Source organism: Gordonia sp. SID5947 (genome assembly GCF_009862785.1).
GTDB lineage: Bacteria > Actinomycetota > Actinomycetes > Mycobacteriales > Mycobacteriaceae > Gordonia.
In genome coordinates this window covers 2,206,361-2,228,834 of sequence record NZ_WWHU01000001.1, presented here as the reverse complement: position 1 = coordinate 2,228,834, position 22,474 = coordinate 2,206,361, and the positions used below count along the sequence as shown (strand labels likewise).

Genomic DNA, 22,474 nt, shown 5'->3' with positions numbered 1-22,474 from the left:
GCTGCGCGACGTTGTCGTCTGTGAACCCGTCCGCACCCCGATCGGCCGGTACGGCGGCATGTTCAAGAACATCACCGCCGTGGACCTCGGCGTGACCGCGTTGCGTGGCCTGCTCGACCGAACAGGACTGGCGACCGACGCCGTCGACGACGTGATCCTCGGCCATTGCAACGGCAACAGCGAGGCGCCGGCCATCGGGCGGGTGGTGGCCCTGGATGCGGGCCTCCCGATCACGGTGGGGGGCATGCACATCGACCGCCGGTGTGGCTCCGGACTCCAGGCTGTGGTGCAGGCCGCGTTCCAGGTCGCGGCCGGCGACAACGACGTCGTCGTCGCAGGCGGAACCGAATCGATGAGCAATGCGTCGTTCTACTCCGTCGACATGCGCTGGGGCGGGGCCCGCACCGGGATCGCCATGCACGACAGCCTGGTCCGGGCGCGCTCCACGGCCGGCGGTAAGAACTATCCGGTGCCCGGTGGCATGATCGAGACCGCCGAGAACCTCCGCAAGGAGTACGGGATCTCCCGAGAGGAACAGGACGAACTCGCCGTCGAATCGCATATGCGCGCCGTGCGTGCGCAGAAGGACGGCGTGCTCGCCGAGGAGATCGTGCCGGTTGTGGTGAGCGGCAAGGGTGGTGAGCAGGTCATCGACACCGACGAGCACCCTCGACCCGATATCTCCGCGGAAGCGCTGGCCAAGCTCCGGCCCATCATGGGTGCCACCGACCCGGAGGCCACCGTGACCGCCGGCAATGCCAGCGGCCAGAACGATGCGGCGGCGATGTGCATCGTGACCACGTCCGATGTCGCTGAGAAGCACGGTCTGCGCCCGCTGGTGCGACTGGTCTCGTGGGCGGTTGCCGGGGTCCCCCCGCGCACGATGGGTATCGGGCCGGTGCCCGCGACCGAGAAGGCCCTGGCCAAGGCGGGCCTGACTCTCGCCGACATCGATCTCATCGAGCTGAACGAGGCCTTCGCCGCTCAAGCGCTTGCGGTGACCCGCGAGTGGGGTTTCGGCCGCTTCGGCGACGGGGGCAGTGGTGGCTTCGATCGCACCAACGTGCACGGTTCGGGGATCTCGTTGGGCCATCCGGTCGGAGCCACCGGCGTGCGCATGCTGGCGTCGCTGGCCAGGGAGATGCAGCGTCGCGAGGCTCGTTATGGCCTGGAGACGATGTGCATCGGCGGCGGCCAGGGACTTGCGGCCATCTTCGAACGCGTCGTGTGAACTCGGAGGCCCCGGGTCAGGACGAGGCGCGGATGAGGTCGACGAACGCCTGCCCGACGGGCGACAACCCCGCAGGGTCGTAGGTGATGGCGAACGGCCGGACAAACCGGGGTTCGACGGTGCGCACGACGGCGCGGTCGGCGGCGGCCTCGGCCATCGTCTTCTCCAGCAGGGTGCCGCCGATGCCGGCGAGCACCATCGGCAGACGTTCCTCTCGGTGTTCCGACAGGACTGCGAGTGGTGGCCGGATACCGGCCACGCGGATCGCCTCTTCGATCTCGTCGGCGACCGAGTGCCCGCGCGGGACGAACACCATGGGGATCGTGGGCAGTTCCGCCAACGGGATCGGGCCGTCGGGAACCTGCGAGCCCGGCGGATAGACGAGCAGGAATTCCTGCTCGCCCAGGACGATGACCTCCAGGTCGTCGCCGGCGATGGGCAGATGCGCGACGACGAACTCGCAGTGTCCGTCCTCGATCACCGAGGCCGCCTGCGTCTCGTCGCGCAGCTCGCCGAACCGTACGGTGACCCGCGGGTACTCGCAACGGAAGCGTGCGATCAACTCGACGATGGGTCCGCTGGCCATCGCGGGGGCGGCGAGGATGTCGAGCCGGCCCGTCAACTCATCGGCGGACTCCGAGAGCAGACCGTCGACCGCGTCGACATCGCGGACGATCTGGCGTGCGGGGCCGACCATCGTGCGGCCGGCGGCGCTGAGGACCATGCCGCGACCGATGCGATGGAACAACTGCACGCCGAGTTCACGTTCGAGTGCGCGAAGGGCTTGTGACACAGTGGGTTGAGCGACACCGAGAGCGCCGGCGGCGCCTCCGATGCCCTCGTGTTCGACCACCGCGAGGAAGTATTCGACTTGCCGTAATTCCATTGTCCTACCAGTCGCCGAACTCGGTCGGGTCCGACGTGACGCCGACGTGTCCCTTGGCCACCGCGATGAATGCCATGGCCGCCGGAGATGGCCGTCCGGCGCGAAAGACGAGGCCGTATGCCCGCGTCAGCGGCGGATCGAGCCGGAACCGCCGACTGCCCGGCATCTGCTGCTCGGCGACCACCCGCGGCGCGATGGTGGCTGCCGTCCCGCGTTCCACCAGGTCCCAGGTCGCCGTCGGATGGGCGCAGTCGACCACCACGTTGCGTGCGTCGTCGTCGATGAGGTCGCCGATGATCGCCGACGAGCCCGGATCGGCGATGTCGAAGACGAGCGGGATCGAGCGCACCCGCCGGCGGGGCACGGGATCGGCGACTCCCGTCGTCAGGTCCGGTGGGGCGGCCAGCACGAGTTCCTGGGCGCCGAGCGGAATCGCCGTGAAGGTCGCATGGTCGGCCGCCGCGTCCGTCAACCCGATCTCGGCCTCACCCCGCCGGAGCGACGCCAGCACTCCGCTCGGACCGTCGGCCGCGACGACTCGCGCCGACAGGAGTGGAAACCGTTCGCGGAACACGCGGATCATCTCCACCACCGGGTCGATGCTGAATGCGCCATGGGTGACGATGTCGACGCGTCCGGCGCGCAGCTCACGTACCGCTTCGACCTTCAGCTTGGCCCGGTCGACGTCGGCGAGGATGCGCCTCGCGGCGACGTCGAGTTTGCGGCCGGCCTCGGTGAGCTCGAGGCGGCGGCCGGTGCGGTCGAAGAGTGTGACACCCAACCGGCGCTCGAGCGTCCGGATCGCCTGGGACAGCGACGGCTGCGAGATGTAGAGCGACTGCGCCGCCTTGGTGATCCCGCCGTGATCGACCACCGCGACGAAATAGGTGACGAGGTGCAGGTCCACCTCAGTGATGGTACGGATCGACCGCCAGGGTCATCTGCCCGTCCACTTGGGGCACGCTTCTCGGCGAAGGCGCGTGCACCCTCTTGTGCATCCGCGGAGGTGAAGACCTCACCGAGGTGTTTCCACTGCGCCTTGAACAGGTCGGCGTCGGTGTAGTCGATGGACATCGAGACGACCTGCTTGGTTGCGCGCACCGCCAGCGGGCCGTTCGCGGCGACGGTGGCGGCGAGTTCGCGCGCCGCGGTCAGGGCGTCGCCTGGTTCGGCAAGCCGGTTGACCATGCCGAACTGGTGTGCGCGCTCCGCGGTCAGTGGGTCGCCGGTCAGGGCGAGCTCCATGGCCAGCTGATAGGGCAGGATCTTCGGGAGTCGCTGCAGACCACCGGCCGCGGCCGCCAGTCCGCGCTTGACCTCGGGGATACCGAACTTCGCGTCGCGTGCTGCGACGATGAGGTCAGCAGTCAGTGCGAGTTCGCATCCGCCGGCCAGGGCCCATCCCTCGACAGCCGCGATCAATGGCTTCGCCGGCGGTGCCTCGACGAGTCCGCCGAAGCCCCTGCCCTCGATGTTCACGTTCTCGCCACGGGTGAATCCCTTGAGGTCCATACCGGCACAGAAGGTGCCGCCGGCGCCGGTGAGGATGCCGATGGTGATGTCGTCGCGGGCGTCCATCTCGTCCACGGCGGCGGCAATGCCCTCGGCGACCTCGCGATTCACGGCGTTCTTGGCCTCGGGCCGGTTGATGGTGATGACGGCGACGCCGTCGGCGAACTCGGTGAGAACTGCGCTCATCGGGGACTCTCCTCGGTGGTGGGGGTGTTCGATGTCCGGACGTCACTCAGGGACCAACGGATCGGGATGCCTTCGGTGGGCGTGAGCACGCCGCGCTGTTCGAGCACCACGAGATGGGCGTTGGTCTCCCGCAGCGCCATCCGGCCGAGATCGACGGAGAGCGACTCGAACGGACGTGACCAGGTGACCGATCGGGTGATCTCCCACGCGGTGCTCTCCGGATTCGCGACGACGGCCGCGGTGATCTCGGCGAGCCGTTCCTCGTGGTGGCCGAGGAGAGCGGTGACCCGGTCGGACAGTCCTCGGAACCGGTACTCGTGGGACGGCAGCGCTTCCAGATCGGGCAGATTCTCGGTATGCGCCAGCGACACCAGATAATCGGCGAGCGGGCTGTGTGACTGGAACGGGTTCGTGGACACATTCGGACTGATCCGCGGCAGCAGATGATCACCGGTGAAGATGACCCCGGCGTCCTCGTCGGCGAAGCACAGATGACCCGCAGTGTGGCCTGGGGTCCACAGGGCTCGCAGATTCCACCCCGGCAGGTTCAGCGCGTCGCCGTCGGTGAGTTCGATGTCCATTGTGCGACCCGCCGGCAGCCGTGCGATCTCGCGGAAGCCGGTGTCGGCGACGTCGGTGGGAGCGCCGAGCATCTCGAGATCGCGGTGGGACTCGGCGATCTGTCGGTCGATCTCGTCATCGGTGCGGAAGCGCAGATGGCGGGCGTCGTTGTGGTGCATGGCCAGCACCGGGTCGGCGTGCTCGAGCAGTCGAGGCACCAGACCGAAATGGTCGGGGTGGAGGTGGGTGATCGAGACGTGCCGGACCTCGGAGACGTCGTGACCGGTCGCGTGGATACCGGCGACGAGGGCCTGCCATGAATCATCAGCGGTCCAACCGGTGTCGATCAGCGCGAGGCCGTCGGGCAGGGCGAGCGCATAGATGAGCACATAGCGCAGGGGATTGGACCACATGGGGACCGGGATCGACCACAGGCCGGGCCGGACCTCCTCGACCGGGGGCATCACCTTCTCGGCCCATGCTTCGCGCTGACGATGGCCGGTGACCTCGATCGTGGTCATTTCACCTCCAGATGATGCCGCCGACGATCCGGACGGTTGCGGCGATCAACTTCCATCGGATCATGAGGACTTCGTCATGTTCAAAGTGGGTCCGACTCAGACACGATGAGGAACTACCTATGGCGTCGGGAGACGCGCGTCGTTGACGGGTCGCGGGTCGACAGGTGATGGTTGCGCGGTGGACGCCGATCAGATGCCCTTGCCCCTGGACGGGATCACCGTCATAGCGCTCGAGCAGGCCGTCGCGGCGCCGCTGGCGACCCGGCATCTCGCCGACATGGGCGCCCGGGTGATCAAGGTGGAACGAGTTGGGGAGGGTGACTTCGCCCGGAACTACGACGACGCGGTCCATGGCCTCGCATCGCATTTCGTCTGGCTGAATCGCGGCAAGGAGTCACTGGCCCTGGATCTGAAGTCGGCTGCCGGCCGCGGCGTGCTCCATCGGTTGATCGACCGCGCCGACGTGTTCCTGCAGAATCTGGCACCCGGCGCGGCGGCGCGCCTGGGATTCGGCGCCGACGCACTGCGTGCCGACCACCCGGAACTGATCGTGATCGACATGTCCGGTTACGGCGACGCCGGCCCGTATCGGGAGCGCAAGGCCTACGACATGCTGGTGCAGGCCGAGACCGGGCTGATCTCGGTGACCGGCACCGCCGACGAGGCGGCCAAGACCGGTATCCCGACCTCCGACATCGCGGCCGGGATGTATGCGTTGATCTCGATCCTCGGCGCGCTGGTGCGGCGCGGGACCACCGGTGTCGGCGCGGCGGTCTCGGTGTCGATGTTCGACGCGACGGTCGAGTGGATGGGGCACCCCATGTACATGCGGCTCTACGGCGATCGGCAGATCGCGCGTTCCGGGGTGGGTCACGCGGCGATCGTGCCGTACGACCGCTATCCGACCAGCGATGGCGAGATTCTCATCGGGGTGCAGAACGACCGTGGCTGGCAGGTACTGGCCGGCGAGGTACTCGGACGGCCAGATCTCGCGGCGGACCCCCGCTACGCCACCAACATCGGTCGGGTCGGTGCGCGAGCCGATGTCGATGCCGCAGTCGCTGCGGAGACCAAACGTTTCACCACCGTCGAACTCGACGAAAGGCTGGCCGCGGCAGGCATTCCCGCTGCCGAGATCCGTGAGCTCGACGGTGTGGTCGCGCATCCGCAACTGTCCGACCGGGATCGCTGGCGCGAGGTGGAGACCGAGGTGGGCCCGATCCGGGCGCTGCTGCCCCCGATGACGTTCGCCGACGTCGAGATGTCGATGGGGCCGGTGCCCGCGCTCGGTGAGCACACGGACGCGATCCTCGCCGAATTGGCTGCCGACGAGACGTGATGCCTCCTGCTGGTCGAGTGGCCGGCGCTCGCGGCTACTCGATCGGCGGCGGGGCTACTCGACCGTCGATGAGGTCGCAGGGGTGTCGGCGCCCAGTTTCGGGGCAGGGCCGGTGAAGTAGTGCTCGCCGTCGAACGCGGCGGGATGGCCGGCCGCGAGGAAGGTCCCGATAAGGGGCTGATCCAGTTCGGCGAACATCGGGTTGGATGCCAGCCGTCCCGACGCAACGACCTCGTCGAAACTCTGGTAGCGCTCCCAGAGAACCGACGAACTGCGCAGCGCCACAACGACTTCTGTGCTGTCGTGGCGCGCGAACCATGGCTCGAACAGCGCGGTCAGCACAGCGCGGTGGGTGAACCGGTCGTCCTCGGTGCGGAAGTCGGCACCGAGCGCCTTTTCCACCGCTGCCACGGCTTCGCCGACCTCGGTGAGCTCCACGAGGTCCCGGAAATGCCGCGGTGTGAGGGCCACGATCATGAACCGGACACCATCGGCGGCGACGAAATCGGTTCCGTACGTCCCATAGACGTCGTTGCCGGTACCGGTCCGCCCCTGGCCGTTGACCTGCGGTTCGGTGAGAAAACCGAGCGTACTGGCGATCGAGAGTGCGGTGTCCTCCAGTGGCAGAGTGATGTGCGCGCCGACCCCGATCTGTTCGCGGCGCCTGACCGCGGCCGAGATGGCCAGGGCCGCATACAGACCGCAGGCCACGTCCCACGCGGGAAGGACATGATTCACGGTGCCGGCATTCTCGACCGGTCCGGTGATCATCGGGAATCCGAGGCCGGCGTTGACGGTGTAGTCGACGCCGGGCGTGCCGTCGGTGCGGCCCAGGATCTCGCAGGTGATGACGTCCGGTCGCGACGCCGAGAGGGTTTCATGACTCATCCACGACCGCCCGGCCGAGTTGGTGAGCAAGATGCCGCCGCCGTCGACGGGATCGGTCACCAGGCGTTGCACCAGCGATTGTCCTGTCTCGCTGCGCAGATCCGCGGTGATCGACCGCTTGCCCTTGTTGAGTCCGGACCAGTAGATCGACTCGCCCTGATCGGTGACCGGCCAACGGTTCACATCGGCGGCCCCGCCGATCGGATCGATCCGGATGACGTCGGCGCCGAGTTGGGAGAGCGTCAGTCCGGCCAGCGGCGACGCGACGAAACTCGACACCTCGACGATGTGCAGGCCGGCGAGGGGTTTCTCGGGGCTGGTCACGATGATGCTCCTTCGAGGGTCATGCCATCAGGGCGCGGAAGCGCCAGTCCAGGACGGGGCGTGGCCCCTCGGGTTCGTGTGCGACGACCACCGACCGCAGATCGAGTAGACCGCCACCTCCGTCGAGGGCGCTTGCCTCTTCGACGGTCAGTTCGCTGGTGAGCGTGTCGCCCTCGTGTACCGGACCGGTGTGGTCACACGATCTCCAGCCGAGGACGGTGACGATGTTCGGCAGCGCCCGGTTGGCCTGGGCCAGAGCCACTCCGATGGTGTGGCCGCCGTAGACGAGGCGTCCGGCTCGATCCGGCCCGCTCACTCGTTCGTCGTGATGGGTGGCAGCGATGTTCAGGGTGAGGCGGGCGAGTTCCGGTGCGCTCGACACCACGTCGCCGCTCGAGATGTAGACGTTCCCGGCCAGGTCGGGTGAGAAATGTTGTCCGCGGACGGAATCCCGGAAACCGGTGAGGTCCCAGTCGGGCAGGATCGGCTCTGCGGAACCGGCGGCGCCGATGGTGGACAGATCGTCCGCGTGACGGATGCGGTCCGGGTCCGGCGAGCCACTCAACGGCAGCATCGCGCAGCGGTAGAAGTCGAGAACCACGGCCCCGTGCTGATCGGTGGTGATCATGTGCAGCGCGGCGAGGCCGGTGGGCGCGCGATCGGGTTTCGGCGAGTTCTCGCGCAGCCCGACGACTTCGGTGGTGGTACTCAGGGTGTCGCCGACCTGTGGGTGACGCAGGAACCGGAGTCCGCGGTAGAAGAGGTTCGCCTTGACGTGATGGGTGGCCAGTGTGGATTGACCGATCGCGAGGTCGCAGATCAGTCCGGGGTGGGCGATCGTGCGGCCGCGTCCGGTGACCTGTTCGGCCAGTCCGGCGTCGAGGGTCAGCCGCATGCGATTGCCGACGATGGCGTGGTGGGTGGCTGCCATCCCCGACGTGATGGTCACCGACGGTGCGTCGTCGAAGACCTGCCCGATGGTGAGGTCGTCGAAGTGCGGACCGCCCACCTCGATCGTGGTGCCGCTCATGCGGGATCGGCCTTGGCGATGACGCGGCGTGCCGAGACGGCGAGGGCCTCGTCGAGCATCCGTCCGTCGAGCGCGGCGGCACCGTCGCCGCGCGCCGCAGCCTCGTCCAGTGCGGCGAGCACTCGTCGCGCGTCGGCGACCACGTCGGGATCGGGAGTGAAAATCGCTTGTGCCGTATCGATCTGCGCAGGATGGATCACCCAGGTGCCGTCGAAGCCCAGGTCGCGTACCCATGTCTTCGCGTTCTGGAACGCATCGTCGTCGGCGATGGTGAGATGCGGTCCGTCGATCACCGACACTCCTGCGGCGCGTGCGGCGGTCAGCACGGTCTCCTGGACAGGATGCCAGACGATCTGGGGTGCCGAGGACGAACGCCCCAGCGCGGCAGCAAGATCCGCATACCCGATGATCACCGCGTCCAAGCGTTCGGTCCCGGTGCAGATGTCGGCGATGTCGCGGATACCGATCAGGGTCTCGACGAGGATCTGCAAGCGGGTCGGCGAGTCGCCGAGGAGTCGATCGGCGTCGGCGAGTTGTGCGGCCGACTCCGCCTTGGGAAGGACCGCCGACGCAAGTGAGGGCCCCATCTCGGCGCATGCGCTGAGATCGGCGTCGACCCAGTCGGTCCCGAACGCGTTGATCCTGATGGACACCAAACGGTCACCGCCGAACTCCGCGACGAGGTCGGCGGCGGCCGCGCGGGCGGCGTTCTTGTTCTCCGGGGTGACCGCGTCCTCCAGGTCGAGGATCACCTCGTCGGCACTCGAGGCGAGCGCCTTGCGGGCTTTCCGATCGTCGGAGGCGGGCGCGACCAACACGGCCCGCCGTCTGTGTGTCTGCACGAAGTCCTCGATCCCAGCTACGGCACGCCAAATGTGCGGCCAAATCGGTGTCAGAAGAACTCTTACCAGACCCCTGTCGGTAACGGAAGAGTGCGAATACGCCTTGACATCGACAATCCCGCTGGCAAATATGGCCGTACAAAGTGCTGATAAATGTCGTGCTGCTGCTGTGAGGTGGGTCCATGAGCAACCTGAACGCCGAAGAGTCGTTCCTCGTCGAAACCGTGCGGGCTTTCGTCGACCGCGACGTCAAGCCTTCTGTGCAGGAGGTGGAGCACGCCAACGAGTACCCGGAGAAGTGGATCGAGCAGATGAAGCAGATCGGCATCTACGGACTCGCCGTCCCAGAGGAGTTCGGCGGTACTCCGGTGTCGATGCCGTGCTACGCCCGGGTGACGCAGGAGTTGGCGCGGGGGTGGATGAGTCTTGCCGGTGCGATGGGTGGTCACACGGTGGTGTCGAAACTGCTGACCGAGTTCGGCACCGAAGCCCAGAAGCAGAACTATCTCCCGCGGCTGGCGACCGGCGAGATGCGGGCGACGATGGCCCTCACCGAACCCGGCGGCGGCTCGGATCTGCAGAACATGTCGACGGTGGCCAAGGTCGACGGCGACGACCTGGTGATAAACGGTTCGAAGACCTGGATCTCCAACGCGCGACGCTCGGGACTGATCGCCTTGTTGTGCAAGACCGATCCGGCCGCGCAGCCGCGGCACCGGGGCATCTCCATCGTGCTGGTCGAACACGGTCCGGGGCTGACGGTGTCGCGTGATCTGCCGAAGCTCGGCTACAAGGGTGTGGAGAGTTGCGAGCTCTCGTTCGACGACTATCGGATCTCCCGGTCGGCGATCCTCGGCACCGAGCCCGGAAAGGGCTTCGGTCAGATGATGAAAGGACTGGAGACCGGACGAATCCAGGTGGCCTGCCGTGCACTGGGTGTGGCCACCGCAGCCCTGGAGGATTCGCTGGCCTATGCCCAGCAACGCGAATCGTTCGGGCAACCGATCTGGAAACACCAGTCCATCGGGAACTATCTCGCCGACATGGCCACCAAGCTGACCGCGGCACGGCAGCTGACGTGGCATGCCGCCGATCAGTACGACCGCGGTGAACGCTGCGACATGGAAGCCGGTATGGCCAAACTCTTCGCCTCGGAGGTCGCGATGGAGATCGCGCTCAACGCGGTCCGCATCCACGGTGGCTACGGCTACTCGACCGAGTTCGACGTCGAACGCTATTTCCGCGACGCGCCGCTGATGATCGTCGGCGAGGGCACCAACGAGATCCAGCGCAACGTCATCGCCGGACAACTCGTCGCCCGCGGCGGCATCTGATGCGACGGTGAGTATTCCGCGATGACCTCACGTGAGCACACCGAACCCGCCTATCGGGCGCTCGCCGCCACTTTGCGCGCGCGGATCGCGGAAGGGCGCTACCGCGAGGGGATTCGGTTGCCGACCGAGTCGGAACTGTCCGACGAGTTCGGTCTCAGTCGACAGACCGTGCGGCGTGCGTTCCAGGATCTGGTCGCCGAGGGGGCCGTGTACCGCGTGCCCGGCAGAGGGACGTTCGCCACCGAAGGCAACGGGCGGTACCTTCGGCAGCTCGGCTCCATCGAAGATCTGATGAACTTGTCACACGACACCACCATGGAGGTGGTGTCCGCACCCCGGCGACTGGTGGACCTCGACGCCGCCGGTCGGCTGCGCCTGGACACGGACCTGGTGTATCGCATGGTCTTTCGCCGCTTTCATGACGGCGTCCCGTTCGTCCTGACGACCGTGTGGTGGCCGGAATCGGTGGCCCGATCGGTACTCGGACGACCCGAGGTCGCGGCCGGGGCGACCAGCGCCCACACCATGATCGGTCTGCTCGAACCACACCTGGCGCGGCCGATCGCCGAAGCCGCGCAGTCCATCACGGTGGCCGCGGCGGATGCGTCGGTGGCCGGGCAGGTGAATTGTCCGGAGGGGCATCCGATGCTGCGGGTGGACCGCCTCTACAGCGATGCCGACGGGAACGCCGTCGAGTTGGCCGTGAGTCATTTCCTGCCCGAGCATTACACCTATCGGGTCACCTTGCGGCGCAACACCACCTGACCGACACCGTGCGGTCAGCCGTGTACGGGGTTCACCACGTAGTGGCCGGAACGCAGGAACCGGGTCGTGGGCGCATCGGCCTGCGCCTCGGTCTGCCCGAGATCGGCGTCCGCGGGACCGAAGAACGGCGCGAGCGCCATGCGCAGCGCGGAGCGCCACCGCGCAGCGGTCACCGGGTGCGTTCGTCGCATCGACTCGATGTCGCGGGGGACCGGGACTATCACCACCGAGCCGGCACCGAGGTCGGTGACCGGCCGTGGATCGGCACCGTCGGCCTCGATGGCGAGGCGCGCACCGTCGCGCAGGAGGGCGTCGACGGTGTCGGTGGACGCCTCGGGTGCCGACGACTCGAGCGACCACGAGACGAGCAGGCGATCACTCTCGTCCCCGCCGGCCATCTCGTGCGCCGGCTCGCCGTAGAAATCACGATGGTAGGCAACAGGTACCGCACCCACTTTGGTGAGGTTGAAATAGGCGTTACGCGCGACGAGCGGATCGAAGGTCCAGGTGATGGTCTGCAGGCCACGGGCGAGGGCCCACTCTCGCTGGTGCATCTTGAGTGCGTGGCCGACGTTGTGGCCGCGGCCGATACGGGACACCCCGGTGATGTGGCTGTGCAACGATCGCCCGACGGGCGCCGAGAAGAACCCCACGCTTCCGCCGGCCAAGCGGTCGCCGACATATGCACCGGCGACGTAGTTCCCGGCGTGTGAGAGGGCACGGAGCATGTCGACACTCACCGGCCGGTTACCGGGATCGGGGTGCCACACGTCGTCGAACACGTGTGTCAGCTGCTGCAGGTCGGTCGGAGAGGACAGCTCGCGGATCTCGACGGCGGTCGACGACGTATGCGGCATGACCTCATTCTGTCATCGTCGACACGGATGCCGGGCCGAGTCCGGCCAACCGTTGATGCCCTGCTCACGGCGTCCGGTCGGCGCACTAGGATGACCGGTCATGGGTCGTGCGACGCCTGACAGGTCGCCGGACGTGCTGACGCGCGTCGCGGCGGGCGTCGTCGTCCCGGTGGTCGCGGTGGCCGCACACGGCCTGGGAGCCGGCTCGGTGCCCGGCTCCGCCGGCATGCTGCTCAGCGTGGGCATCGGTGCCCTCGTGGCGTTGTTTCTCGGTGGTCAGCGGCAACGATCGGTCACCACGGCCACACTTGCCACCGCCGGGTTGCTGACGCTGGCCCAGATCGGTTCGCATCTGTCGTTGATGGCCGGTCAGACGCAGTCGGCGATGCACCACGATGCGCTCCTGCCGATGCTGCTCACGCACCTGATCGCCATCCCGTCGAGTGCCGCTCTCATCGTGGTCGCGGCCGGTCTCCTGCGGGCGCTCACCTCGACGATGCGCCGGCTGTCGCCGCCACCGCGGGTCGCTGCGCCCCCGCACGTCGCTGTCGTGCGCTGGGTCGCGCCCCATCTGTATTCCGGTGTCGTTGTCGGAGGGGTCGGAGTTCGGGGTCCACCGGGTCTGTCCTGATCCGATCGGCCATCACTGCGCGACCGAGCCGTCGCGACAGGTGGCATCCCCGTGTACGGGCACGCCTCTGAATTGTCCGGGCCCGCACGGCTGAACATCACACGACTGCGTGTGTCTCCGAGACCCTGGAAAGTACAACCTTGATGAGCAACAAACTGATTCGACGACTTGCGGTGCCGACGGGCGCGCTGGCCATGGCCGCGGCGGCCACCTTCGCAGGTGTCGGCGCCGCCTCCGCACATGTCACGGCGAATGCCCCGACCCTGAGCCAAGGGGGTTACGGCGTGGTGAACCTCGTGGTACCCAACGAGTCCGACACCTCGGCGACCACCGAGCTCACGGTGACACTGCCGAAACTGAAATCGGCGCGACCCGAGGTGATGCCGGGATGGAAGTCCACGGTCGCCAAGGATCCGTCGACCGAAGAGGTCACCTCCATCACCTGGACCGCGCTGCCCGGAACACCCGGTGTCCCGGTCGGTGAATTCGCCCAGTTCCGAATCTCCGGGGGGCCGTTCCCCGAGCAGGAGAGCGTGTCACTGCCCGCCGTGCAGACCTACGCCGACGGCGAGAAGGTGGACTGGTCACAGCCCATGGGGGCGAACGGGGAGGAGCCGGAGCATCCGGCGCCGACCCTCACGCTCGGGGCAGCCGAGGAGGGTACCGGCCATCACGGCGGCGCCGCCACACGGGGTGACTCCACCGCCGACTCGACCTCCGCCTCGGCGGACTCGTCGTCGACCGATGGGACCGCACGGTGGCTGGGCGGTATCGGCCTGGTCATCGGAGCCCTCGGTGCGGTCTTCGGCGTGGCGGCCCTGACCCGCTCCGGCCGCCGTCAGACCGCGGCACAGCACGGTGATGATGCGCGCCGCGGTGACGATGCGTAGCGGGGCGACGGCTGGTGACGCTCGCGTGCGCCGCTCGCCGTCGACCGTGCTCGCGGTGGTGGTCGGTGTGTTGCTGACCGGGCTGATCGGCACCTGGGCCGCGCCGGTGGCATCCGCCCACTCTCGGGTGGTGTCGTCGGATCCGGCCGACGGTGCCTCGGTGCAGAGCGGCCCGCAGAGCGTCAGCATCACCTTCAACGAACCCATCCAGGAGACGTTCGCGGTGCTGACCGTGGTGGGTCCCGACGATCACTACTGGCAGGACGGCACGCCGACGGTGAGCGGGCCACGACTGAGCGTTGCCCTACGTGAGCTCGGTCCGGCCGGGACGTACACGCTGAACTACCGCGTGACCTCGGCCGACGGGCATCCTGTCGAGGGCAAGCGGACGTTCGAGCTCGCAACCGCGGGTGACGGCACCCCGGCCCAGCGGCTGATGCCGAGACCGGCGGGAGCGACGACGGCCCGCCGTTGTGGCCGTTCATCGTGGTGGCGGTCATCGTGCTGGTCGGTGGACTCGGCGTGGTCCTGTGGCTGACTCGGCGGCCCGACCGCCGGTCTTCGTCGTCATGACCGGGACGTACTGACATGGGCATCGCGGGCGGTCGCACCCCGGCGTCGAGGTCGCGGACCCGCGATCTCGCGGTTCCAGGTGCGCTGCTCGCGATGTTCGTCGGTCTTGGCCTGTGTTGGGTGCTGGCCGCCCCGAAGGGCCCGAGGCCCTGGCGGTGCCGTCGGCGATCGCCGTCGGAGCCGCCGTCGTGTTGGTCGGTCTCGGTGCGTCACCCGGCCTCGGACTTGACCCCTCGGTACGGATCGTCGGTGTGACCGGGGGTGTCTGGTTTGTCGCGGCGCTGGTCTCCGCCTGGATGCGCACGGCGGATCAGGCGGGGGAGCCGTCCCTGACGGTGAGCGTCGGACAGTTCGCCGACACGCTCGGTGAAGGGACACCCGAGGTGGTCGAGCTGATCGCGGCGACGCTGGTGGTGGTCCTGGCGTCGGTCCGGCTCGCCGGTCGCATGAACCCGCCGGTCGCGTCCTTTGCGGTTCTCGGCGCGATCGGGCTGCTCGCCACGGCCATCACCGGGCATCCGAGTCAGTCTGCCGTCGGCCCGGTACTTATCGGCGCACACGCGCTGGCCGCCGCCTGGTGGTGCGGCGCTCTTGCGGCGATGGTGATGACCATTCGGGGCCGCGCGGGCTGGACGACGGCTCTACCTGTCTTCTCGCAGCGGGCGGTGTGGGCGGTGGCGGTGATCGCCGCCACGGGGGTGATCACCGGTCTCCTGGAGGTCGGCGGTCTCGGCGAACTCGTCGGCTCCGGATACGGGCGCATCCTGCTGGCCAAGTCGGTCGGGGTGATCGTGCTCGTGATGCTGGGTGCGCGTCATCGTAGGCATTGGGTCCCCGCGGTCAGTCGGCACCGGGCATCAGAAGCGACGTCGATCCGGCTCGCCGTCGGTGAGCTGCTGGTGATGGCCGTGGTGCTCGGGTTGGCCGTCGGACTGTCGACCACCGCGCCCTGATGGGCGGTCGGTCAGCGAGGTTGGTCCCAGACCGCCAGGAGTTCGGTGATGATGTCGAGCGACATCCCGAGCGCCCCCAGATGACTCTCGCCGTGCATCGTGAAGAGCTTCGCATCGGGTAGGAGCGACACCATGTGTTCGCCGTGGCCGTACGGGATGATGTGGTCGCGGTCGCCGTGCCACCAGCGCACCGGCACCGTCACGTCGGAGACCCGGAATCCCCAGTCGCGCGCGAAGACCACGATGTCGGAGAACGGAGCCTCCATCCGCCTGCCTCCGCCGTGTAGCAGGTCGTCGAGGAACATGGCTCGGAACTCGGGACGTGACAACAACTCTCGGTCACCGCGCGGGGAGAGTCGACCGTAGACCGAGATAGCCGGGTCGGCGATGGGACGAGCCACGCTCAGTACCGAGCTCACCACTTTGCCGACGGGTGCTCCGGCCACGCCCAGGACCGGTGCGGCGGCCCGTGCGATTCGCATCGCGCCACCGTTGATCGCTTCTCTTCCGACGGTGGGTGCGACACCGCCGAGGATGCCGGCCGTGACGACCCGGCCGGGGAAGGCATGGGCCACTGCGAGAGCGTACGGGCCACCACCGGACAGACCGATGACCGCGAACTCGTCGATGCCCAGGGAGTCGGCGACCTCGCCGAGGTCGGCGGCGAACTCGGAGACCGATCCGTAGGCATGCGGCGTCGACGAGCCGACGCCGGGACGGTCGATGCCGATGATCCGGATACCCATCTCCGCCGCAAATGCGCGGGCCTCCGTCGGGATCTGGCGCCGCGCACCGGGCGTGCCGTGCAACCAGAACAGGGCGCGGCCGTTGGCTGTTCCGAACTCGGCGAAACCGATTCGTCGCCGACCTCCGCCGACGGCGACGGAGCCCTCGATCTTGGGACGGTCGATGTCCATCATGTACCGAGCATCCCATGCTGGTGTGTTGTGAGTCACGCGGGCCGGTCCTGTCGCCCGCGCGGAGGTCAGCGGCTACCGCTGACCAGCCATCTGGGGCGTCCCGATCGCGTACCGTCGGGAGGGTGAGATCTGAGTTCGCCCGTGGTGTGGCCCGTGGGTTCGGCCATGTTCTGCGTCCGTATCCGATCCGCGACATCCCGGCCGGGCGGACTGTCGATCTCCCCGGGCGGGGGCCGACCTACGTCACCGATTCCGGACCGACGGACGCCCCCGTGGTCTTCCTGCTGCATTCGGTGCTCACCACCGGGCTGCTCTGCTGGTACCCGGTGATCCCGGAGCTGAACCAGCGATACCGGGTGATCACGATGGATCAGCGGTGGCACGGCCGCGGCATCCGGTCGGACGGATTCGACCTGGTCGACTGCGCCGACGACGTGGTGGCGGTCGCCGACGCGCTCGGGATCGACGAGTTCATCGCCGCCGGCTTCTCGATGGGCGGCGGAATCGCGCAGCTGGCGTGGCGGCAACATCGCGACCGCGTCGCCGGCTTGGTGCTCTGCTCGACGGGGCCGTATTTCAGCACCCGCGACCCCGAGCACCGTGCCAACGCCCATCGGACGGGACGGCTGTTGAACGCGACGAGCCGGATCATGCCGAAGCCGTCGCGCCGCCTCGACGACACCTCCGCCCACACCACGGTGTGGGCGATGCGTCAATTCTTCTCGACACCGCTCGGCCGGATGGGGCAATTCGGTGACGGCCTCGGTCAATTCGACTCGCGCCCATGGCTCGACGAAATCGATGTGCCCACCTCGGTGGTGGTCTCGGTCCGGGACCGGGTGGTCGAGCCGGAGCGTCAAGAGCTGCTCGTCGACGGGATTCCGGGGGCGCGACGGTTCGAGGTCCACGGTGGACACGCGTGCTGCGTCCTCGGTGCCCAGCTCTTCATCCAGCCGTTCACCGACGCCGTCGATGCGGTCGCCGAGGCGTCGAATCGCTCGGTTCAGGTCCGAACCCAGTAGGGCGTGGCAGATTGGGCTGCTCGCTTGGTCTGACGCGGGCCGCTCGGGTTCCCGCGGGCCGTCGACGACCCGCGAGGGCCGATCACACCCGCGTGAGCGAAGACGACCCGCGGGTGTCCGTCACCTGACGATCAGCACGTGCAGGTTTCGCGGACCGTGTACGCCTTCCACCCGATCGAGTTCGATGTCGCTGGTTGCGCTCGGCCCGCTGATCCAGGTCTGCGGCCGCGCCTGCGCCCCGGTCTCGACGAGCCGGGCGACGGCCTCGGGGACGTCGGTGACCACCTGGTCCGCCTCGACGACGCAGAGGTGTACGTCGGGCACCAGCGACACCGCGCGGCGGCCCTGGCCCGCGCCGTGGTCGAGGACGATGGTCCCCGTGTTGGCGATCCCGACCGCCACGGTGGTCACCACCGCGCCGACGGCATCGAGGTCGGTGGGAGACAGGTCGTCGTCGTTCATCCAGTTCAGCTCGACGTCGAGGCGGATACGGACGAGTTCGTCGGCGATGATCGGACCGTCGACCTCGGACAGCGCGGCCGCCACCGCAGCTCCCAGATCGTCCGCCGACACCTGCTCCACCGTGGCCCGATAATCGGCCACCCGCTCGGCGAAACGATCCACCAGACCGAGGTCACCGGTGCTCACCGGTCGCCCGTAAGCCCAGTCGACCGGCGTCTCCTCGACGCGTGGATCGTGCACGTCGTCGAGCGCGTTCCGGATACGGCCGAGGATCTCCTCGCGTGCGCTCATCGCCCGACCTCGCCGTCGTGTCCGCGTGAGGTGCCACGTTCGCGTTTCCACCAGTCGCGGAAGGTCTCCCGCGGTGGCACGGGGATGTCGCGAGCCGAACTCCATCCCGCGAGCGGGCCGGGGATCGAGCCGATCGTGCTGCGTTTCCGGAACAGTCGGTTGCTCGACGTCGCAGCCTTCTGTGCGGCTTCGAGTCGTCGGTGGTCGCCGAACATCCAGGCCATCGCCTTCATGCCCGCGGCCTCCGCCGTCGGGACCCGACCGCGATGCTCGTCGACCACCCGGGTCCGCAAGTGCACCAGTAGATCCGGGATCGGTATCCGCACCGGGCAGACATCGAAACAGGCACCGCAGAGGCTGGACGCATACGGCAGCGACTGGTCGACCGCCGAGCCGGTGCCGCGCAGCTGAGGAGTGAGGATCGCGCCGATCGGGCCAGGGTAGACCGAACCGTACGCATGTCCACCGGTGCGCTCGTAGACGGGGCAGACGTTCAGGCATGCCGAGCATCTGATGCAGCGCAACGCGTCCCGGCCCACCTCGTCGGCGAGTACGGTGGTGCGATTGTTGTCCAGCAGCACGATGTGGACGTTCTGTGGGCCGTCTCCCGGGGTGACGCCGGTCCAGACGGACGTGTAGGGATTCTCTCGCTCTCCGGTACTCGAGCGTGGTAACACCTGGAGAAAGACCTCGAGGTCGTGCCAGCTCGGCAGCACCTTCTCGATGCCGACGATCGAGATCAGTGTGTCCGGCAGGGTGAGGCACATGCGGCCGTTGCCCTCGGATTCGACCACGACCAGACTGCCGGTGTCGGCAACGGCGAAGTTGGCACCGCTGATCCCGACTTCGGCTCGTAAGAACTTCTCCCGCAAGTGAAGCCGCGCCGCCTCCGCGAGTCGTCGTGGATCGTCGGTCAGGTCGTCGGGTGCCGGTCGCCCGACTTCTTTCATGCGGCGCAGGAAGATCTCGCGCACCTCGCTGCGGTTACGGTGGATGGCGGGGACCAAGATGTGGCTCGGCCAGTCGTCGCCGAGCTGCACGATCAGTTCGGCGAGGTCGGTCTCCCAGGCTTCGATACCGGCGTCGGCGAGTGCATCGTTGAGTTCGATCTCCTGGGTGGCCATCGACTTGACCTTGACCACCTCATCGGCGCCCGCCCCGCGGACCAGATCGGTGACGATCCGGTTGGCCTCCTGGGCATCCCGGGCCCAGTGCACCACCGCGCCTGCCTTGATGGCGTTCTCCTCGAACTGCACCAGGTAGTCGTCGAGGTGGTGCAGGGTCCGATTCTTGATCGCCTCCGCGGCCAGCCGCAGATCCTCCCAGTTGTCGAGCTCACCGACCACACCCGCCCGCTTGGTGCGGATGATGTCGGTGGCGTGGGCCAGATTTCGGCGTTGGGTCGCATCGGCGAGTTCGGCACGTGCGGCCACCGGGAACTTCGGCATACCGACGAATGTGGCGGTCACACCGACATGCGGGGGTCCGGCCTGGTGGGAGGGTCGAGCGGTTGTCATGCCGGTTCCTTGTCCGTCGACGCCAAGATCTCGGCCAGATGCATCGTGCGGATACCGGAGCGCTCCCGCGACAACAACCCGCCGATGTGGGCGAGACATGAGTTGTCGCCCGCCACAAGAACTTCGGCTCCCGTTTCCTTGACATGGGCGGTCTTGTCCGACCCCATGGCCACCGAGACGTCGGCATTCTTCATCGCGAACGTGCCACCGAATCCGCAGCACTGATCGGCCGCAGGCAGTTCGATGAGGTCGATGCCCTTGACGTCGCGCAGCAGCTGCAAAGGTTTGTCGCCGACATGCAGCATCCGCAACGAATGGCAGGTCGGGTGATAGGTCACGCGGTGGGGGAAGTACGCGCCGACGTCGGTGACGCCGAGAACATCGACGAGGAATTCGCTGAGCTCGTACACCTTCGGTACCAGCGCGTCGACAGCTGAGCACAACGTACGGTCACCGGTGCGCTCGGCGAGCCAGCGGTGCTGATGACGCACCGACCCCACACATGACCCGGACGGGGCGACCACGGCGTCGTAGCGGCCGAAGACCTCGACGAACGCACGCACACCGGGAACGGCTTCGTCGGCGTAGCCGGTGTTGGTGAACATCTGTCCGCAGCAGGTCTGCTCGAGGGGGAAGTCGACGTCGACTCCCAGTCGCTCGAGCAGCAACACTGTGGCTTTCGGGGTCTCGGGCCACATCGTGTCGTTGAAGCACGTGGCGAACAGGGCAACCCTCATGCCCGGATCATCCTCCAGATGCATGGACCACGCAGCTCGTCGTGCAAACTCCGATCGGCACACGCAGGCCCACCGGGAAGGTGGCGTCGTCGGTTCAGGCGAGCGTTTCGGTCAGTCGGCCGGCGTCGAGGGCCCACCGACGCGTCGCTCGGACCGTGCTGAGCATTCGACGGTCATGGGTCACCAGCAGCACCGTTCCGGTGAACGATTCGACGGCCTGCTCGAGCTGCTCGATCGCGGGCAGGTCGAGGTGGTTGGTCGGTTCGTCGAGGACCAGTAGGTTCACACCGCGGGCCTGCAGGAGCGCGAGCGCTGCCCGGGTACGTTCCCCGGGCGAGAGTGAGGTGACACCGCGAGTGACGTGATGTCCACGGAGACCGAACTTGGCGAGCAGTGTGCGGACGTCGGCGTCGGACATGTCCGGGACGTGAGTCGCGAAGGTGTCCGCGAGCGGCTTGTCTCCGACGAACAGGCCTCGAGCCTGATCGACCTCGCCGACCAGGACGCCGGAACCGAGCGAGGCCGTGCCGGAATTTGCCTCCCGCGTGCCGAGGAGCAGTGCCAGGAGCGTGGACTTGCCCGAGCCGTTGGCGCCGGTGATCACGATCCGGTCGCCGGCGTCGACCTGTGTGCTGATCGGACCCAGCGTAAAGCCTCCGCGCGACGCGACAGCCTGGTTGAGGGTCGCGACCACCGACCCCGATCTCGGGGCGGCCGCGATCTCCATCCGCAGTTCCCATTCCTTGCGAGGCTCGGCGACCTCCTCGAGCCGCTCTATCCGGCGCTGGGTCTGCCGGACCTTCGACGCCTGCTTTTCGGTCGACTCCAGCCGAAGTCCCTTACCGACCTTGTCGTTGTCCTTGGATTTCCGTCGCGCGTTGCGGACGCCGTGCTCCATCCAGTTGCGTTGCATCTGGGCCCGCTCGGTCAGCGCTGCCTTGGTGCCGGCGTACTGCTCGTAGGCGTCGCGCGCGTGGCGGCGCGCCACCGCGCGTTCCACCAGGAAGGCCTCGTAGCCGCCGGCGTAAACCGATACCTGCTGCTGGGCCAGGTCGAGCTCGACGATGCCGGAGACGGTGCGCGCCAGGAACTCGCGATCGTGGCTCACGATCACCATAGGTGTGCGCGTGGACGTGACGAACTCCTCGAGCTGTGCCAGCCCATCCAGGTCGAGATCATTCGTCGGCTCGTCGAGAAGCAGGATGTCGTAGCGCGACAACAGGAGTGCCGCGAGCCCGACGCGAGCCACCTGTCCGCCGGACAGGGTGGACATCGGCAGGTCGAGGTCGACACTGAGCCCCACGCTCGCCGCGACCTGCTCGGACCGCTCATCGAGATCGGCGCCACCGAGATGCAGCCAGCGCTCCAACGCCGGCGAGTAGAGATCCTCGCCGCCCTCGCCCAAGGCTTCGGCGGCCGCATCCATCGCCGACTGCGCGGCCGCGACACCGGTTCGGCGGCTCAGGAATTGGCGTACGGTCTCGCCGGTCCGCGCAGCCGCCTCCTGGGCGAGGTAACCGATCTCGGCATCCGGTGGACTCAAGGTGATGGAGCCCTCGTGATCGGCCGTCCCCACGCCGGCGAGCAGGGTGAGAAGCGTCGACTTACCGGCACCGTTCGCGCCGACCAGCCCGAACACGTCGCCGTCGGCGATGGTCAGGTCGAGATCAGAGAACAGGGTTCGTTCGCCGTGGCCGGCCGACAGGCCTGCGACGTGCACCGTGGCGCTGATGGCGTGGCCTCCTTGCTTGGTGCCCCACCAGGGCTCGAACCTGGGACCTGCGGATTAAAAGTCCGTAGCTCTACCAACTGAGCTATAGGGGCGTGCCCCGCAGAGCAGGGCGTCGACGAGTTTACAGGCTCCGTCGGATGGTGTGAGATCGGCATGCCGGGGCAATGCAACCGGGTTTGTCAGAACCTCCGATATTGGTTCTGACCATAGGATTTGTGCTTTCTTCAACGCGTGTCCTAAGCTAAGTCGGCTCCCAACGGAGAACCGGCCCCCTTCGTCTAGCGGCCTAGGACGCCGCCCTTTCAAGGCGGTAGCGCGGGTTCGAATCCCGTAGGGGGTACGCTTGCCCAGCCCCTTGCGGGGACGGAAGAGCACTACAACAGAACATGGCCCTGTGGCGCAGTTGGTTAGCGCGCCGCCCTGTCACGGCGGAGGTCGCGGGTTCGAGTCCCGTCAGGGTCGCAAAGTAA

General features: G+C 67.7%; 20 protein-coding genes, 3 tRNA genes and 2 pseudogenes. 11 read left to right on the top strand and 14 right to left on the bottom strand.

What is annotated here, in order from left to right; genetic code table 11:
- Position 1 precedes the first annotated feature (1 nt).
- Positions 2-1,231, top strand: a complete 1,230-nt coding sequence (locus GTV32_RS10340) for an acetyl-CoA C-acetyltransferase (protein WP_161062444.1) — start codon at positions 2-4, stop codon at positions 1,229-1,231.
- 16 nt (positions 1,232-1,247) lie between these two features.
- On the opposite strand, the gene GTV32_RS10335 is transcribed toward GTV32_RS10340, so the two are convergent.
- The 4 genes and pseudogenes from GTV32_RS10335 to GTV32_RS10320 all read right to left on the bottom strand — a co-directional run bounded on the left by GTV32_RS10335 (position 1,248) and on the right by GTV32_RS10320 (position 4,897).
- Positions 1,248-2,117: a LysR family transcriptional regulator gene (locus GTV32_RS10335; protein ID WP_161060252.1), complete on the bottom strand. Its 870-nt coding sequence runs from the start codon at positions 2,115-2,117 to the stop codon at positions 1,248-1,250.
- 4 nt (positions 2,118-2,121) lie between these two features.
- The gene (locus tag GTV32_RS10330) at positions 2,122-3,024 is read right to left on the bottom strand and encodes a LysR family transcriptional regulator (RefSeq protein ID WP_161060251.1); all 903 of its coding nucleotides are present in this window, start codon (positions 3,022-3,024) and stop codon (positions 2,122-2,124) included.
- 47 nt (positions 3,025-3,071) lie between these two features.
- Positions 3,072-3,815 (bottom strand): annotated as a pseudogene (locus tag GTV32_RS10325) (crotonase/enoyl-CoA hydratase family protein); the annotation flags it as partial.
- The gene (locus tag GTV32_RS10320; RefSeq protein WP_161060250.1) at positions 3,812-4,897 is read right to left on the bottom strand and encodes an MBL fold metallo-hydrolase; all 1,086 of its coding nucleotides are present in this window, start codon (positions 4,895-4,897) and stop codon (positions 3,812-3,814) included. The gene GTV32_RS10320 and the pseudogene GTV32_RS10325, both read right to left, overlap by 4 nt.
- Positions 4,898-5,075: 178 nt before the next feature.
- Between GTV32_RS10320 and GTV32_RS10315 the strand changes: the two genes are divergently transcribed.
- Positions 5,076-6,236, top strand: a complete 1,161-nt coding sequence (locus GTV32_RS10315; RefSeq protein WP_161060249.1) for a CaiB/BaiF CoA-transferase family protein — start codon at positions 5,076-5,078, stop codon at positions 6,234-6,236.
- Positions 6,237-6,290: 54 nt separating this feature from the next.
- Here GTV32_RS10315 and GTV32_RS10310 read toward each other — a convergent pair whose 3' ends face one another.
- Genes GTV32_RS10310 through GTV32_RS10300 form a run of 3 tightly spaced genes read right to left on the bottom strand, consistent with a single transcriptional unit; the run spans position 6,291 to position 9,320 of the window.
- Complete coding sequence (locus GTV32_RS10310) at positions 6,291-7,448, bottom strand: CoA transferase (RefSeq protein WP_161060248.1); 1,158 nt, start codon at positions 7,446-7,448, stop codon at positions 6,291-6,293.
- Positions 7,449-7,467: 19 nt separating this feature from the next.
- Positions 7,468-8,478 (bottom strand): MaoC family dehydratase, encoded by a 1,011-nt coding sequence (locus GTV32_RS10305; protein WP_161060247.1) that lies wholly within the window; start codon positions 8,476-8,478, stop codon positions 7,468-7,470.
- A complete protein-coding gene (locus GTV32_RS10300; RefSeq protein WP_161060246.1) occupies positions 8,475-9,320 on the bottom strand; it encodes a CoA ester lyase in 846 nt (281 codons plus the stop codon). The genes GTV32_RS10305 and GTV32_RS10300 overlap by 4 nt, the downstream gene beginning before the upstream one ends.
- 182 nt (positions 9,321-9,502) lie before the next feature.
- On the opposite strand from GTV32_RS10300, the gene GTV32_RS10295 reads away from it, so the two are divergent.
- Positions 9,503-10,654 (top strand): acyl-CoA dehydrogenase family protein, encoded by a 1,152-nt coding sequence (locus GTV32_RS10295; protein ID WP_161060245.1) that lies wholly within the window; start codon positions 9,503-9,505, stop codon positions 10,652-10,654.
- A 21-nt stretch (positions 10,655-10,675) separates the two neighbouring features.
- Positions 10,676-11,419, top strand: a complete 744-nt coding sequence (locus GTV32_RS10290; protein ID WP_161060244.1) for a GntR family transcriptional regulator — start codon at positions 10,676-10,678, stop codon at positions 11,417-11,419.
- Positions 11,420-11,433: 14 nt separating this feature from the next.
- Here the strand turns inward: GTV32_RS10290 and GTV32_RS10285 are convergent, their stop codons facing one another.
- Positions 11,434-12,276 carry a GNAT family N-acetyltransferase gene (locus tag GTV32_RS10285; protein ID WP_161060243.1) on the bottom strand — a complete coding sequence of 281 codons (843 nt, stop codon included), beginning with the start codon at positions 12,274-12,276 and terminating at the stop codon, positions 11,434-11,436.
- A gap of 100 nt (positions 12,277-12,376) precedes the next feature.
- Here GTV32_RS10285 and GTV32_RS10280 point away from each other — a divergent pair, with 100 nt between their 5' ends.
- The 4 genes and pseudogenes from GTV32_RS10280 (at position 12,377) to GTV32_RS10265 (ending at position 15,323) form a co-directional block, all read left to right on the top strand.
- Positions 12,377-12,907 carry a YtxH domain-containing protein gene (locus GTV32_RS10280; RefSeq protein ID WP_161060242.1) on the top strand — a complete coding sequence of 177 codons (531 nt, stop codon included), beginning with the start codon at positions 12,377-12,379 and terminating at the stop codon, positions 12,905-12,907.
- A gap of 143 nt (positions 12,908-13,050) precedes the next feature.
- Positions 13,051-13,797: a YcnI family protein gene (locus tag GTV32_RS10275; protein ID WP_161060241.1), complete on the top strand. Its 747-nt coding sequence runs from the start codon at positions 13,051-13,053 to the stop codon at positions 13,795-13,797.
- Positions 13,790-14,370: pseudogene (locus GTV32_RS10270) on the top strand (copper resistance CopC family protein). Before GTV32_RS10275 ends, GTV32_RS10270 begins: the two are co-directional and overlap by 8 nt.
- A 113-nt stretch (positions 14,371-14,483) precedes the next feature.
- The gene (locus GTV32_RS10265; protein ID WP_343287281.1) at positions 14,484-15,323 is read left to right on the top strand and encodes a CopD family protein; all 840 of its coding nucleotides are present in this window, start codon (positions 14,484-14,486) and stop codon (positions 15,321-15,323) included.
- A gap of 11 nt (positions 15,324-15,334) precedes the next feature.
- Here GTV32_RS10265 and GTV32_RS10260 read toward each other — a convergent pair whose 3' ends face one another.
- Positions 15,335-16,243, bottom strand: a complete 909-nt coding sequence (locus GTV32_RS10260) for an alpha/beta hydrolase (protein ID WP_161060240.1) — start codon at positions 16,241-16,243, stop codon at positions 15,335-15,337.
- A gap of 122 nt (positions 16,244-16,365) precedes the next feature.
- Here GTV32_RS10260 and GTV32_RS10255 point away from each other — a divergent pair, with 122 nt between their 5' ends.
- On the top strand, positions 16,366-17,265 hold the full coding sequence (locus GTV32_RS10255; protein ID WP_343287280.1) for an alpha/beta fold hydrolase: 900 nt from the start codon (positions 16,366-16,368) through the stop codon (positions 17,263-17,265).
- A 120-nt stretch (positions 17,266-17,385) separates the two neighbouring features.
- On the opposite strand, the gene GTV32_RS10250 is transcribed toward GTV32_RS10255, so the two are convergent.
- The 5 genes from GTV32_RS10250 to GTV32_RS10230 form a co-directional block, all read right to left on the bottom strand.
- Entirely contained in the window at positions 17,386-18,018 is a 633-nt protein-coding gene (locus GTV32_RS10250; protein ID WP_161060238.1) for an LUD domain-containing protein, read from the bottom strand.
- Positions 18,015-19,535 (bottom strand): LutB/LldF family L-lactate oxidation iron-sulfur protein, encoded by a 1,521-nt coding sequence (locus GTV32_RS10245; protein WP_161060237.1) that lies wholly within the window; start codon positions 19,533-19,535, stop codon positions 18,015-18,017. The genes GTV32_RS10250 and GTV32_RS10245 overlap by 4 nt, the downstream gene beginning before the upstream one ends.
- Positions 19,532-20,272 (bottom strand): (Fe-S)-binding protein, encoded by a 741-nt coding sequence (locus tag GTV32_RS10240; RefSeq protein ID WP_161060236.1) that lies wholly within the window; start codon positions 20,270-20,272, stop codon positions 19,532-19,534. Before GTV32_RS10240 ends, GTV32_RS10245 begins: the two co-directional genes overlap by 4 nt.
- Before the next feature lie 94 nt (positions 20,273-20,366).
- Positions 20,367-22,004, bottom strand: coding sequence for an ABC-F family ATP-binding cassette domain-containing protein (locus GTV32_RS10235; protein ID WP_161062443.1), 1,638 nt, complete (start codon positions 22,002-22,004; stop codon positions 20,367-20,369).
- A 17-nt stretch (positions 22,005-22,021) separates the two neighbouring features.
- Positions 22,022-22,096: transfer RNA gene (locus GTV32_RS10230), tRNA-Lys, on the bottom strand.
- A gap of 175 nt (positions 22,097-22,271) precedes the next feature.
- Here GTV32_RS10230 and GTV32_RS10225 point away from each other — a divergent pair.
- Together GTV32_RS10225 and GTV32_RS10220 are read left to right on the top strand one after the other, a co-directional pair.
- Positions 22,272-22,344 (top strand) — tRNA-Glu (locus tag GTV32_RS10225).
- 48 nt (positions 22,345-22,392) lie between these two features.
- Positions 22,393-22,466, top strand: a tRNA-Asp gene (locus tag GTV32_RS10220).
- Positions 22,467-22,474: the final 8 nt, after the last annotated feature.